The organism is Lentilactobacillus kefiri, from assembly GCF_007989105.1.
Taxonomy (GTDB): domain Bacteria; phylum Bacillota; class Bacilli; order Lactobacillales; family Lactobacillaceae; genus Lentilactobacillus; species Lentilactobacillus kefiri.
In genome coordinates this window covers 31803-45481 of the sequence record NZ_BJVK01000011.1, presented here as the reverse complement: position 1 = coordinate 45481, position 13679 = coordinate 31803, and the positions used below count along the sequence as shown (strand labels likewise).

General features: G+C 41.5%; 16 protein-coding genes and 1 other annotated feature. All 16 genes read right to left on the bottom strand.

The window, feature by feature from the left end; all coding sequences use genetic code 11:
* Positions 1-1005, bottom strand: a complete 1005-nt coding sequence (gene galE, locus LKE01_RS05685) for a UDP-glucose 4-epimerase GalE (protein ID WP_056982945.1) — start codon at positions 1003-1005, stop codon at positions 1-3.
* Positions 1006-1032: 27 nt separating this feature from the next.
* Positions 1033-2199, bottom strand: coding sequence for a galactokinase (locus LKE01_RS05680; protein ID WP_179286798.1), 1167 nt, complete (start codon positions 2197-2199; stop codon positions 1033-1035).
* A gap of 403 nt (positions 2200-2602) precedes the next feature.
* Complete coding sequence (mprF, locus tag LKE01_RS05675; RefSeq protein WP_225364650.1) at positions 2603-5194, bottom strand: bifunctional lysylphosphatidylglycerol flippase/synthetase MprF; 2592 nt, start codon at positions 5192-5194, stop codon at positions 2603-2605.
* 145 nt (positions 5195-5339) lie between these two features.
* Positions 5340-5705, bottom strand: coding sequence for a 50S ribosomal protein L7/L12 (rplL, locus tag LKE01_RS05670; protein WP_056982943.1), 366 nt, complete (start codon positions 5703-5705; stop codon positions 5340-5342).
* A 39-nt stretch (positions 5706-5744) separates the two neighbouring features.
* On the bottom strand, positions 5745-6257 hold the full coding sequence (gene rplJ / locus LKE01_RS05665; protein ID WP_056982941.1) for a 50S ribosomal protein L10: 513 nt from the start codon (positions 6255-6257) through the stop codon (positions 5745-5747).
* Positions 6258-6284: 27 nt separating this feature from the next.
* Positions 6285-6403 (bottom strand) — a sequence feature (ribosomal protein L10 leader region).
* 62 nt (positions 6404-6465) lie between these two features.
* Complete coding sequence (gene rplA, locus LKE01_RS05660) at positions 6466-7170, bottom strand: 50S ribosomal protein L1 (RefSeq protein WP_056982939.1); 705 nt, start codon at positions 7168-7170, stop codon at positions 6466-6468.
* A gap of 98 nt (positions 7171-7268) precedes the next feature.
* Positions 7269-7694 carry a 50S ribosomal protein L11 gene (gene rplK, locus LKE01_RS05655; protein WP_054769185.1) on the bottom strand — a complete coding sequence of 142 codons (426 nt, stop codon included), beginning with the start codon at positions 7692-7694 and terminating at the stop codon, positions 7269-7271.
* Positions 7695-7814: 120 nt separating this feature from the next.
* Entirely contained in the window at positions 7815-8663 is an 849-nt protein-coding gene (locus LKE01_RS05650) for an alpha/beta hydrolase (protein ID WP_054769184.1), read from the bottom strand.
* Between the two features lie 18 nt (positions 8664-8681).
* Positions 8682-9230 carry a transcription termination/antitermination protein NusG gene (gene nusG / locus LKE01_RS05645; RefSeq protein WP_056982937.1) on the bottom strand — a complete coding sequence of 183 codons (549 nt, stop codon included), beginning with the start codon at positions 9228-9230 and terminating at the stop codon, positions 8682-8684.
* 103 nt (positions 9231-9333) lie between these two features.
* Entirely contained in the window at positions 9334-9510 is a 177-nt protein-coding gene (gene secE / locus LKE01_RS05640; RefSeq protein WP_054769183.1) for a preprotein translocase subunit SecE, read from the bottom strand.
* 24 nt (positions 9511-9534) lie between these two features.
* Complete coding sequence (rpmG, locus tag LKE01_RS05635; RefSeq protein WP_082619762.1) at positions 9535-9684, bottom strand: 50S ribosomal protein L33; 150 nt, start codon at positions 9682-9684, stop codon at positions 9535-9537.
* Between the two features lie 47 nt (positions 9685-9731).
* Positions 9732-10292, bottom strand: coding sequence for a sigma-70 family RNA polymerase sigma factor (locus tag LKE01_RS05630; protein WP_054769182.1), 561 nt, complete (start codon positions 10290-10292; stop codon positions 9732-9734).
* A 147-nt stretch (positions 10293-10439) separates the two neighbouring features.
* Complete coding sequence (locus tag LKE01_RS05625) at positions 10440-10973, bottom strand: NYN domain-containing protein (RefSeq protein ID WP_054769181.1); 534 nt, start codon at positions 10971-10973, stop codon at positions 10440-10442.
* Positions 10974-10998: 25 nt separating this feature from the next.
* A complete protein-coding gene (gene rlmB, locus LKE01_RS05620; RefSeq protein ID WP_054769180.1) occupies positions 10999-11790 on the bottom strand; it encodes a 23S rRNA (guanosine(2251)-2'-O)-methyltransferase RlmB in 792 nt (263 codons plus the stop codon).
* Positions 11780-12190, bottom strand: a complete 411-nt coding sequence (locus LKE01_RS05615; protein ID WP_054769179.1) for a Mini-ribonuclease 3 — start codon at positions 12188-12190, stop codon at positions 11780-11782. Before LKE01_RS05615 ends, rlmB begins: the two co-directional genes overlap by 11 nt.
* Positions 12191-12198: 8 nt before the next feature.
* Positions 12199-13605, bottom strand: coding sequence for a cysteine--tRNA ligase (gene cysS / locus LKE01_RS05610; protein ID WP_056982935.1), 1407 nt, complete (start codon positions 13603-13605; stop codon positions 12199-12201).
* Positions 13606-13679: the final 74 nt, after the last annotated feature.

Here is a 13679-nt window from a genome sequence, read left to right as displayed (position 1 = left end):
TTACTTGTTTCCTTTCTGATCGTCATAGCCCTTTGGATGCTTTTCTTTCCAGTTCCATGCGGTCTTAATGATTTCATGAACATCGTCAAATTGTGGCTTCCAGCCAAGAACCTTACGGGCTTTGTCACTTGCGGCAATCAATGTGCTTGGATCACCGGCACGACGTGGTCCCATTTTGGCAGGAATTGGCTTACCGGTTACATCACGAGCGGCATCCAACATTTGCTTGTTGGAGAATCCGGTTGATGAACCCAGGTTAAATGCGTCACTGTCATGGCCAGCCTGCAAGTACTTCAATGCCAGAATGTGAGCGTCTGCCAAGTCCATGACATGAACATAATCACGAACATTGGTGCCATCTGGTGTGTCGTAATCATCACCAAAAATGGTTAACTCGTCACGCTCGCCTGCGGCAACTTGTAAAATAATTGGAACCAAGTGGGTTTCAGGATGGTGATCTTCACCAATTGAGCCATCAGGCTTGGCGCCGGCAACGTTGAAGTAACGGAGTGCAACGAACTTGATGCCATATGCAACATCACTCCAGTGCATAATCTTTTCCATTGCCAACTTACTTTCACCGTATGGGTTCGTTGGAACTTGTGGATCAGTTTCTTTGATTGGAATCTGCTTTGGTTCACCGTAAGTAGCGGCAGTAGAAGAGAAGACAATCTTCTTAACATTATGAGCATTCATGACTTCAAGCAAGCTGATCATACCGCCAGTATTATTGTCAAAGTATTTCAATGGTTTCTTCATTGACTCTGGAACGACTGAGAATGCTGCAAAGTGAATGACACCTTCAATATCCTCTTTGTCAAAGACGTCGTTCAAGAATTTCTTGTCACGGACGTCACCTTCGTAAAAACGAGCTTTGGGATTGATGGCTGCCTTGTGTCCAGTAACCAAATTATCAACAACTGCAACGTCATAACCATTTGCGATTAGCCGATCAACAGTATGTGATCCAATATAACCTGCTCCACCTAGTACTAAAATTGCCATTTAAATATCCTCCTTCTAATCAATCAATTACTTAATCTCTTTAGGACCATCTGAAATTTCTGCAATGTAGAATTCTGCTGGATGACCAATTTCTTTTTCATAGACTTTGCCAACGTTTTCCTTAAAGGCATCAACCTTGTCACGGTCAACAATGGCAATGGCACAGCCACCAAATCCGGCACCGGTCATACGGGCACCGACAACTCCAGGCTGTTTCCAAGCAGTTTCTGCTAATGTATCCAACTCTTTACCGGTTACTTCAAAATCATAATGAAGTGAAACATGAGAAGCGTTGATTAACTTACCAAATGTTTCCAGGTCATTGTTAACCAATGCATCCTTTGCTTGCAATGTTCGTTGATTTTCAAAGACCGCATGACGGGCACGACGAATCAAAATGTCATCATTGATCAAATAACTATTTTCGTCGAACTCGCTTTCTGTCAAATCACCTAATGATTTGATTGGTAATTTAACTTGAAGCCGTTTCAAAGCTTCCTCACATTGTGAACGACGTTCGTTGTACTTGGAATCTTGAAGTTCACGATGCTTCTTAGTATTCATGATGACAATGACACGGTCGCCCATCTTAACGGGAACGTATTCATAATCAAGGGTATTGGTATCAAGCAGTACAGCTTGATCTTTCTTACCCATTCCGATGGCGAATTGATCCATGATTCCTGAATTAACGCCAATGTACTTGTTCTCAACCAGTTGGCCATATTTAACCAAATCAAGTTCACTGATGCCCAATGAGAAGACATCGTTGATAATTTCACCGGTTAACAACTCAATAGCTGCTGATGATGACAAGCCGGCGGCATCTGGTAAATTACCATATAAGGCAAGATCGAAACCATGGCCAATCTTATAACCATGTTCGATAATCTGAACCATCATCCCCTTTGGATAGTTGGTCCAACTGTCAGCCTTTTTATATGAAAGGTCATCGAGTGAAAGTTCAACAATGCCAGCATCCGGAACATTACCGGAGTACATGCGGATTTTATTATCCTTGCGTTCACCGTAAGCTGCGTAAATCCCCATGCTGATTGCACATGGGAAAACGTGCCCACCGTTAAAGTCAGTATACTCACCGATTAAGTTAATTCGACCAGGTGAAAAGAACATCCTGGTTGAGTCATAGCCAAATTGGTCGTTAAATTCTTTTTTTACGTCATCAGAAATCATAAGTTTCATCCCTCTACTTATATTTTTAGTAAACTTTACTAACCAAAATTTAACTCATTTTGGCAGCGTTGTCAACCTTAACTTCACAATTATCCAACTTTCAAAATCCAAATATAAATCCTTGATAGGCTTGAATATCAAGCATTTCAACATTTGCTTTGTGAATTCCAATCAGATTTTTTGAAAACGCTTTATTTTTTTGCAAACAAACCGGTTTATGTCTGAGTAAACTTCAGTAAACATTTATGAAAAAGTATCATTCTTCAATTTTCATCTTTGGATATCCAAATAGGACCGAAACAAGCATCTTGTTTCGGTCCTATTATTTTGTTGAATAATATTTCTCTAAATCAGAAACAAACGGCTTTCATGATTCTTAGAAAATTGCCTCCTCTTTTGAAGACTACTTTGGTCGACTGGCATCCAAAACATACATGAGTGCTTTTGACAATCCAGCCGGCTTTTTATTTCGTGGTTGATTAACAACCAAAATGATTTGCAAAACTGCAAACACCAACCCGCTTCGCCTGTAATAAGCGATGTACTTGGATTCCCATTTATCAACGTACTTCTCTTTATAGGAGCGCAAGCCTTCAAAACTATAGAGCTTGTAACCATACTGATAAATGAGATGAACAATTCTCTCCTGAGTAAAGCTGAATCTGGAGGTTCCCACATTTGAAAATGGCGACATTCCCAGATCAAAATACTTGTAGCCTTTCTCATGAGAAGTTTCGTATAGATTAATTAAGATACCATCCATGATTCCAGATGGCGCGTCAGCCGATGAACGCATCAAATCAATGGAAGTCGTGACCTTATTACCATCCGGCATGAGATTGGCAAAAGCCACAATTTTACCGGTATTATCTTTCATGACAGCAATTGGTGCTTGCTGCAAATAATAAGTATCGAAAAAGCCAAGAGAAAATCCCTTTTCAGCTTTATTATCAAGCCATTCATCTGATATCTCTTTCAAAGTTGCCATTAAATCATCTGAGAACGGTGGCTGCAGAATTTCAAACTGATATCCCTCTCGATCAAATTTATGCATGAGGGCTCTTTCACCTCGGTGGCGTTTACCACTGAGCGTGAAGGTATCCAAATCAACCAGTCCGTCCTCACCGGTTTTAATAAAATCAAATCCGGTTTCGTGTAAACTCATGGTCAAGTCTTCGTTAATCTCATAAAAGACTAGCTTCAAATCAGATTCATCGGCTGCTTTGACAAAATCATCAATTGCAGCACTAAATTTTTCTTTATTGCCGACGGGTTCACCCATGATCAACAGCTTATCAGCGATCTTCTTATACATGAAGAAGACCTCGTCGACACCATCTTCTGAGTAAAAGTAAATCTGTTTATCACGCAAGAAAGCCAAATGACTATCTTCGTTACCACCATACTGGTTGATAATCGCCCTGACCCTGTTAGCGTCAAAACGCTGTCCAAGCCATTCTGGATGTCCAGCAGTCAGATACGCATTGATTCCCACCAAGACGATGAGCACGATAATAAGGCCAATAAAACCAGCTAACCACGCTCCGGCTGAAGGAAACAGGTAAGCTTTGTCAAAATGAAGCGGCATTCTTTTGTTTGCAGCAATTCCAATTAAGGTATAGGTCGTAAACGTCACAATGAAAATTGAACTATTAAACAACAGGATGCCCCAGGAATTTGCCATTCGTTCACGGTAAAGGACTGATTTGGACAACCAAAGGGTAATCAAGATAACAACGAAAAGTAAAACCATCCGCCAAGTGAATGCCTCGTTAAACCAGGTATTGAAGATTGAAACAATCAGTACAAAAACAGTTGGCATAAATGCACGCTTGGTCCGTGTCCAAATTCCACTGGCTAAACCGATCAATAAAAAGGCCACCACAATGTTCATAATATGGCTGACGAAGAATATCGAGTAAGGAATCAATTTGACGTAGAGCTTATTGACAATGACAACGTTCGGCACGGTCGCAAACAGCAGCATCATAATGCCGGAGAAATACATGAAGCCGGTCAAAAACACTTGAGCAATCCGTTGGATCAGCAACCTTGGTAAATCGTCAAGAAAGGTATTCAGCTTAGTTCCGGTATCATGAACAAACAACCCGGTTCCAACAAGAAATGGCAATAAATAGTAGAACAGACGATATAAAAGGATCCATACCAAAGCATCACTCCGGGCAACGCCAATAAAGCCCAGGCCAATGATCACGAAGATATCAAAAGAACCCAATCCACCGGGGATCATTGAAACAACTCCGGCAACGTTGGCAACAACAAAAATTGGGACAACTAATCGTAGGTCAACGGGTAAGTCCATTAAGTGACCAATGAGAACAAAGAAGCCCAATGCACTTCCCCACTCCAGAAATGACCCTGCCGTCATAATCAACTCTTGCTTGGTGGAAAGATCACTGAAGAATTCGGAATTTGTCATTTTGGTAAACAGCATGACGCCAGGAAAATATATTGCACCCCCAGTAAGCCAGATCCAATAGTGGGCAAAAGTTGAGCCAATTCCAAAGCCAAAAATCATAATAAGCGATACCAGACAAAGCAAAGAAAGTCCTGATATCAAAAATAATGCCACTTTAGAGATTGCGTAAACAATCTCTTTTCGGCTGGCACCCTTGCCATAAAAGTGGGCTCGGAGACTCGCTCCGAGTAAACCACCAAACCCTAGAAGATTCGTAAAGGTGTTAACAACCCAACCGCTTCGAACTATGTACGTCGGTGAAAATTTTGTTGGTAAAAATTGGACGATTGAATAATCGTAAACCAGCATTGGCAGAATGGAGATGAAGCCCACTACCAGCATGATCAACAGTGCACCCTTGCTTTGGCTGGCCAAGACCGTCTGAAATTGGTTCCCATTTACTTCCCGAATAATTTTTGCAAGTTGTCGAACGACAAAGATTAATACTGAGAACACAAATAGCAGCTTAATCAGTGTCATTCGCTTATCTATGAAATTTAATATCTTTTTCAACATAGATTCACCATCATTTCATTTGGAATAATCACTCTTGGTCCATTATGACAATTAATTCTTTACCATACAACTAAGGTGCACAAAAAAACTGTGTACCGACAATGTCGATACACAGTTTTTGAAATTATTACCAGTAGTTAAATGACTACTTAAGGGTAACAGTTCCACCAACGGCTTCAAGTTGTTCCTTGATCTTGTTGGCTTCGTCTTCTGAAGCGCCTTCCTTGATGATTGATGGAACCTTATCAACAAGTCCTTTAGCGTCTTTCAAACCAAGACCGGTGATGTCACGGATAGCCTTGATGGCTTTAACCTTTTGGTCACCAGATTCAGTTAATTCAACATCGTATGAGTCTTTGGTAGCACCGTCGCCACCAGCAGCACCTGCAGCAGCAACTGGAGCTGATGCAGAAACACCGAATTCGTCTTCAATTGACTTAACCAAGTCGTTAAGGTCAGAAATTGAAGCATCTTTTAATTGGTCAATAATATTATCTTTATCAAAAGCCATTTTATTTTCCTCCATTAATTGGAATTTATTTAGTTCTGATTAGGCAGCGTCGCCATCGTCAGATTGTTTCTTATCAGCAATAGCTTTAACACCATATGCGAAGTTACGTACAGGTGCTTGAAGAATGTTAGCAAGAGTAGATAACAATTCATCACGGCTAGGCAATGCAGCATAAGCAGTAATTTCATCAAGACTGGCAACTTCACCATCGATAACGCCACCCTTAAGTTTAAGTTGGTCGTTAGTCTTTGCAAAGTTGTGGACAATCTTAGGTCCAGCAACAGGATCTTCAGATGAGAATACAACAGCAGTAGGACCTGCAAATGTTGGCTTCAAATCTTCAAAGCCGGCATTAACAGCGGCACGATCCATTACCTTGTTCTTAACAACTTCCATCTTTACGCCTTCGTCACGTAACTGCTTACGCAAGTCAGTAACTTCAGCAACAGTTAAACCACGATAGTTAACAATAACGATAGAAGAAGCTTTCTTTAATTCTTCAGTAACAGCTTCAACCTTTTTTGCTTTAACAGCAACAGCATTTTCACTCACGAATTTCACCTCCCAAAATATTTGTTGGGATTTAATAAAAAATCCCTATGCCCACCCAGACATAGGAAAAAAGTAGAATTACTTTCCTCGGCAGGATATTAAGGCATGGAAGCCACCTGAGTCTTAGGCGAATATATCAGCAACTAACAGTCTATCACACTAGGTCATAAACCGTCAATTAGGGATTTTTTATTTAAATCGAAACTAATTAAGCTTCATCACTTGCAAATGAGCCAAGATCAACTTTGACGCCAGGGCCAAATGTAGTTGAAATTGAAACGTTGGTTACGTAAATACCACGAACAGAAGCTGGACGTGCCTTTACGATAACATCCTCAATTGTCTTTAAGTTACCAACAAGTTTGTCGGTATCAAATGAAACTTTACCAACTGGGACAGCAACGTTACCATCACGGTCAGTCCGGTAAGTAACCTTACCAGCCTTAGATTCTTTAACGGCTTTGGCAACATCCATAGTAACAGTTCCAGTCTTAGGGTTTGGCATCAAACCTTTAGGTCCAAGAACACGACCTAAACGTCCAACTTGAGCCATCATGTCAGGTGTTGCAATTGCAACATCGAAATCAAGCCAGCCGCCTTGAATCTTTTGAACCAAGTCAGCGTCACCGACAAAGTCAGCACCAGCATCTTTAGCTGCTTTGGCATTGTCACCTTTTGCAAATACAACAACAGTTTGATCTTTACCAGTTCCGTTTGGTAAAACAACGGCACCACGTAATTGTTGATCAGCCTGCTTAGTATCAACATTTAATTTGAATACAATTTCGACAGTTGAGTCGAACTTTGCAAAATCAATATCTTTAATCAATTGAACAGCATCTTTGATTGGGTATGCTTTTTCAGCATCTATCTTTGCGACAGCTGCCTTGTAATTTTTACCTCTATGAGCCATGTGTGTTTTCCTCCTTGCTTTGTGGTTATAACGGATTAACCTCCCACGCGATGTGAAACAGTGCATCATCGTAGAAAGTACTTATATAGCGGGTTAAACTATCCTTCGACAGTGAAGCCCATGCTACGTGCAGTACCTTCAACCATGCGCATTGCTGCTTCAACATCAGCTGCGTTTAGGTCTTTCATTTTAGTTTCGGCAATCTTCTTAACTTGGTCTTTTGTAACAGTTGCAACCTTGTTAGTATTTGGTTCGCCGGAACCCTTTTGAACACCAGCAGCTTTCTTGAGTAAAACAGCAGCAGGTGGAGTCTTGGTAATGAAGTCGAATGAACGATCTTCATACACAGTGATAACAACAGGAATAATCATCCCTGCCTGATCGGCAGTACGTGCATTAAATTCCTTAGTGAATCCCATGATGTTGATACCTGCTTGACCTAATGCAGGACCAACTGGAGGGGCAGGTGTTGCTTTGCCCGCTGGAATTTGCAATTTAACGATATTAGCTACTTTTTTAGCCACGAGACATAACCTCCTTAAGTCCGTGTGTGGTAAGTGGAGATCAAAATTTCTCCTCCCACGTTCGTATGCTTAAACATACCATACTAATATAACATAAACATTTTCATTGAACAACCTAAATTAAAGATTCCAAATAAATTTTGCAATACTTGCGTCCACGATTGCATTCTCATGGAGCAGCCGGTGACTGGCCCGCTTTCCGCGGATAACCAGTTCATGGTATTGTGCGACTGGTTCCCGCAAAAGATATCTCAGTGAAAAGGCACTATTGACCGAAACTTCCCCATCGTCCTGCTGAAGGTTACTGATCCTTCCAGCAATGTTCAAGACTTTAATATCCTTGGGAATTTCAAATATCCGTTTGGCCAATGCTCGATAAATTGGCATTCTTTTGACTGGCCCTTTGGGACTCAATGGATAAGCATCCACTTCATTGGTACTCCGGGCAATTTCGGAATCGTTAAACGGTCCCGCAATTGCCACGACATGCTTAACCGCTACAAGACCTGATTGGCTTTGATGGGTTAGAAACCAGAAAATGGTAATACAACCCATGGAGTAGCCGACCAGATTGACTTTTCGAATTCCATAACGAGTCTGGAGCAGGTCAAGAATCTGCGATAACCAGACAGCCTGTTCCTGGGGTCTCGAAGCCTTTTTGGCAAAGAGTATTTGAATCAAAGCCTTCGATTTGCTCAGCGTCCCCGAGACATGGATATTTCCATGTCGGTCCACCTTGACCACCATTGACTTGTGAGCGCCATATCGTTTGGTCATTCGATTTAACAATCTGCCAAACGAAAACCGGTTGCCAAAGTACCCGGGAATAAACAGCGTCGGAACGCCTTCCAACATATTGGCTGGATCTTCATCATCCTTAACCGGGTTTGGCCTGCCAAGGGCAGTTATTTTGCTAACAGCCAATATGATTGAAGCCAACAATACCAGTCCAACGGCCAACCATACCATCGTGACCACCTACTTTAATTAAAGGTTTGTATCAATCTGATTAAAGTCAAGGTCGGTACTTGTTTCACGACCAAACATTTCAATATTAACCTTCAGTCGTTGCTTTTCGTTATCAACTTCGTTTACTTTACCATCAAGTCCGGTAAATGCACCGTCAACGATTTTAACTGTATCACCGATGCTGACATCCAAGTCTTCGTGACGTGAACTCATACCGATACGTTTCAACACTAGATCAACTTCGTCTGGAAGCAGTGGTGTTGGCTTACTTCCTTGACCATGAGAACCAACGAATCCAGTTACTCCTGGGGTGTTTCGGACGATATACCAAGCCTGGTCAGTCATGATCATTTCAACCAAAACATATCCGGGAAATTCCTTTTCCATTTTGACTTTGTCTTTACCATTTTTAACTTCGTGTTCCTCTTGTTCCGGAACGACTGTTCTAAAAATGTAATCCTGCATGCCCATTGATTCTTTTCGGCTATCAAGGTTCATCTTAACCTTGTTTTCATATCCGGAATAAGTATGCAATACGTACCATTGTTTTTCTGCTGACTCGACCATGTTTTCTGCTCCTTCGTAAATTCATCTTAAATGAGTTCAAATAAAAAAACCTGACACTTTTCGCAGGTTTCAACTTAACTATATCAAATTTTTGCTCAAATGGCTATGCAAGAAATTGCAATGCCCATTGAACGATCCAGTCAACAAGGCCCAAAAAGATAGCCATGATGATTGAAGTACCAATAACAGTACTGGTATCGGTGCGAGTCTGATTAACATCAGGCCAGGTAACCATTTTCATTTCTTGAGCAACTTTTTTGAAAAAATTGATTAATCGCAAAATTTTATCCCCTTACGTTTAAGATTAACGAGTTTCTTTATGCAAAGTATACTTTCCGCAATACTTGCAAAACTTATTTAACTCCAAGCGCTTTGTCCGATTGGGATTTTCAGGAATCGTATAGTTCCGGGATCCACAAACTGAACAAGCTAGAGCGACTTTTCTTTGTGCCATGGTGGCACCTCCTTACAAGCATAGTAATAATATCATTCAAAAACAATTCAGTCAATTATGCCACCATCAAATTTACGACGGCAACACTCGAATGCATTCGCGAGTGCGCGCTGGGTTTTAGGATCAAGATCACTAAAATCATGTTCTGTGAGCATTAAACGGAACGCTTCTTTTTCCAAAGCCGAACAACACTTGGACAACTCTTTGAAAGCCTCATCCACAATTGCTGCAATCAGTGGGCTGCTTGCGGATTTATCAGCGACCGTTGCCGCATACAGCGTTTCATTTGCCTCAATCGACGTTAACGGCTCACTGGGAACCCGCTTCTTGGCGTTGGTCGTTCGAATCATGTCATAGAACCGATTTCTCAAACTCAATCTGTAAAAAGTTCCAAAGCCGGCGTTACGCGACGGATCAAATCGACAGGCTGTCCGATATAAGACCAACCTGGCTTCTTGGTCAAGGTCCTCTCTATCGTACCCACGTAAATAATACTCTCTTCGGCACTTCCCGACAATTGGATAGTACTTTTGAAAAAGTTCCGTAAGAGCTTCCCCATCTTTTTGAGCGGTCCGTACAATTAATTCAGATAATTTCTTTGAGTCCATTTTTGTCTTCCCTTCGTTATGGTTATAATCAATTTTTCGAATACAAAAAAGATTAACGAAGAAGAACGTTATCGACAAGACGAACCGCTGTTCACTATCCTGAAATGATACCTATACCAATTTCAAAATATCAGAATAATGATATTTTTATTGATCATCATGCATCATTTTATCTCTGAGCTTTTCCAATTCAAGCAACTGTTTGGCATCAAAAGGTGTATGTCTGAAGACTTCGCCTTTATCAGTCATCTTTCGAGCTTCGGTATCCACTTCCTGCTTAGCGCGTTTAACATCCCGGAGAAGTTCTCGTGCCGGGATTCTTAATGCGCCGGCAGCAAAAATCGTCCACTGCTCAGCCTGGTCACTGGTGGCAACGATCACTTGGGTAAATCGATTTTGCTTTCGATGGGCCAAGGCTTCAATATAGCTGTCGGCAGTTTGATCCTTGCTTGTCCAGACGATTTCCATGTCAAACTTGCGAAAGCTCTTAGAATTTCCCGGAACATACATGGCATCAAAAACCACAATCATATTGATGTCCCGATACTTTTTATACTCCGACAATTCGGCCAAAAGCTCCTCTCTTGCGTCTTCCAACCGATTTGCCTGCTTAAGTTTGTTCAAATGAGGCCAGTTGCCAATCATGTTGTAAGCATCAACTATTAAAAGGTCTTCTTTCATTATTCATCACCGGCTTCAATTATTTTTATAGTGGATGACGGGAATTAAAGCCTTGATAAATCAGGATACTTGCCGCAACGCTGGCATTCAAGCTTTGAATGTCACCAATCATCGGAATCGTCAGCATTTCATCGACCTGCTTTTTAAGCAATGGCGAAATGCCCTTTCCCTCATTACCAATAATGACGGCTACTGAACCTTTGGCATCCCAACGACGATAATCAGTTCCAGAGATGTCGGTTCCAAAGACCCACATGCCACGTTGTTTCAACTCTTTGATGGTTGCTGAAAGATTGGTAACCCGGGCAACCGGCACTCTTTCAATGGCTCCGGCGGATGTCTTGGAAACCGTTGCAGTCAAACCAACTGCTCGATGCTTGGGAATGATAATACCGGAAACCCCGGCAGCATCAGCCGTCCGAATAATTGATCCAAGATTATGAGGATCTTCAATATTATCAAGAATCACAAAGAATGGTTCAGCTTCCTGCTTCTTGGCATTAGCAAATAGTTCAGCGATTGTTGCATATTTGAATGCCGCAATTGATAAGACAACGCCCTGATGGTTCTGATTGTTGGATAATTTATCCAGCTTTTGCTTGGGAACTTTTGAAATTACCAAGCGCTTTTTGTGAGCCAACTTCATAATTTCAGAGATGATATTATCATCATCTTTAATTCCCGATTGAATAAACAGCTTGTTGACCGGATTGTCGCTCTTCAATGCTGCAACAACGGGGTGTCGGCCGATCACAAATTCTTCACTGTGATCCTCATTATCATTTTGATGTTCCTGATTCCGCTTATCATTCTTCATGTTTAAGGTTCCCACTTTCTACCTGCTTAATGCACCAGTCTGCAATTTCTTTCATTCGATCATTTTGGTCACTCAAAGACAGGTAACCAAATACTGCTTCAAAGCCGGTTGAAATGCGGTAAGTAATCACATCGGTGTTCTTGGCATGGGTGTGACTGTTCGCGTTTCGACCGCGTTTAAAATAGTCCCATTCGGTTTCATTAAGCAGGCCATCAGTTTCCATTAAATCAATCAAGGCCGCTTGGGCTTTTGCAGAAACATAGTTGGTTGCAACGTGCTGCAGACGTTTTGGCTTTGTTAGACCCTGGGCGATCAAATGTCTACGGATAAAGACTTCGTAAGCTGCATCCCCCATATATGCCAAGGCGATTCCGTTTAACTGGGCAAAATTATCAATCATTAAACTTGTTATTCCTTTCTAAACCGGGTGCCTTGTGGGGTATCTTCCAATACAATGCCACGGGCTTTTAATTCTTCCCGGATCTCATCACTTCGGATGAAATCTTTGTCATGACGGGCTTGTTCACGTTCATGAATCAAGGCCCAAATTTCATCATCTTTTAATTCAGTCTGTTCCAGCTTGATACCAAAGACCCCTGACAGTTCGCGCAGGGTATTAATAATGAACTGAAGGCTGAGTTTGAATACTGTTTCTCTTTCGCTGTAAGTATTGGCAAATTTCGCCAACTCATAAACGGCAGCAATCCCATTTTGAACGTTGAAATCATCGTCCATGGCATCGGTAAAGTCGGCAACAATCTGGCGAACTTCCTGGTCAGTCTTAGGATCATCACCTTCATCAGCATTGTGAAGACGGTAAGTCAGATTATTAAATGCAGTCTGAATTTTTTTCAGATTACTGCTGGCTTCTTGAACGCTGGCATCACTGTATTGAATCGGCCGACGGTAATGAGTTGTCGACATCAACAGGCGAATAACCTGACCGTCCAGGTTCTTTAACAAATCATGAACCGTAATAAAGTTGCCAAGGGACTTGCTCATCTTTTCGTTGTCATCACCAATTGTAACGAAACCATTGTGCATCCAGTAGTTAACAAAGGTTTGACCAGTGTTGGCTTCACTTTGAGCACGTTCGTTTTCATGGTGTGGGAAAATTAAATCTTCACCGCCACCATGGATATCAATGGTTTTACCCAGGTACTTGGTGGACATGACGGAGCACTCAATGTGCCAGCCGGGACGACCCTTTCCCCATGGAGAATCCCATGAAATCTCATCACCCTTGGATTTCTTCCAGAGTGCAAAATCAATTGGATCTTCCTTTTTGGCCATCTCTTCGGAACTAACATGCTGACTGGCCCCAATTTCAAGTTGGTCAACATTGATATGTGGCAAAGCACCATAGCTCGGAAATTTTCGTGCCCGGAAATAAACGTCACCGTCAACATTGTAGGCATATCCCTTATCAACGAGTTTCTTTACAAAATCAATGATTTCAGGAATATTTTGGGTTGCCCGTGGATGAATCACATCACTGGAAATATTCAAGGCAGCAGTATCCTGCATAAATGCCTTAATATATTTATCCGCAATCGCTTCCACAGTTGTGTGATTTTCACGAGCCGCGTTAATCATCTTGTCATCAACATCAGTAAAATTCGAAACGTACTTCACCTTATACCCTCGATACTCCAAGTATCTGCGGACAGTATCAAAGGCGATCGCGCTTCTGGCATTTCCGATGTGAATGTAATTGTACACAGTTGGGCCACAGACATACATTTTTACGACACCTGGGGTGATCGGTTCAAATTTTTCTTTTTTTCGTGTGAGGGTATTAAATATCTGCAACATTTCGAATTCCTCTCTTTTATCTTTATATACTCAAATAATATCATAATTCGTACTTTTTTATTACGATAACTATA

Excerpts from the sequence above, each read along its gene's own strand:
- LKE01_RS05650 (WP_054769184.1), bottom strand. The coding sequence starts at position 8,663 with ATGGTATGGTTGGCCGTTGGACTGGTATTGTTGGCTTCAATCATATTG.
- galE (WP_056982945.1), bottom strand. The coding sequence starts at position 1,005 with ATGGCAATTTTAGTACTAGGTGGAGCAGGTTATATTGGATCACATACT.
- rplL (WP_056982943.1), bottom strand. The coding sequence starts at position 5,705 with ATGGCTTTTGATAAAGATAATATTATTGACCAATTAAAAGATGCTTCA.
- LKE01_RS05630 (WP_054769182.1), bottom strand. The coding sequence starts at position 10,292 with ATGGACTCAAAGAAATTATCTGAATTAATTGTACGGACCGCTCAAAAA.
- cysS (WP_056982935.1), bottom strand. The coding sequence starts at position 13,605 with ATGTTGCAGATATTTAATACCCTCACACGAAAAAAAGAAAAATTTGAA.
- LKE01_RS05615 (WP_054769179.1), bottom strand. The coding sequence starts at position 12,190 with ATGATTGATAATTTTGCCCAGTTAAACGGAATCGCCTTGGCATATATG.
- nusG (WP_056982937.1), bottom strand. The coding sequence starts at position 9,230 with ATGGTCGAGTCAGCAGAAAAACAATGGTACGTATTGCATACTTATTCC.
- rpmG (WP_082619762.1), bottom strand. The coding sequence starts at position 9,684 with ATGGCACAAAGAAAAGTCGCTCTAGCTTGTTCAGTTTGTGGATCCCGG.
- rplA (WP_056982939.1), bottom strand. The coding sequence starts at position 7,170 with ATGGCTCATAGAGGTAAAAATTACAAGGCAGCTGTCGCAAAGATAGAT.
- LKE01_RS05625 (WP_054769181.1), bottom strand. The coding sequence starts at position 10,973 with ATGAAAGAAGACCTTTTAATAGTTGATGCTTACAACATGATTGGCAAC.
- rlmB (WP_054769180.1), bottom strand. The coding sequence starts at position 11,790 with ATGAAGAATGATAAGCGGAATCAGGAACATCAAAATGATAATGAGGAT.
- mprF (WP_225364650.1), bottom strand. The coding sequence starts at position 5,194 with ATGTTGAAAAAGATATTAAATTTCATAGATAAGCGAATGACACTGATT.
- LKE01_RS05680 (WP_179286798.1), bottom strand. The coding sequence starts at position 2,199 with ATGATTTCTGATGACGTAAAAAAAGAATTTAACGACCAATTTGGCTAT.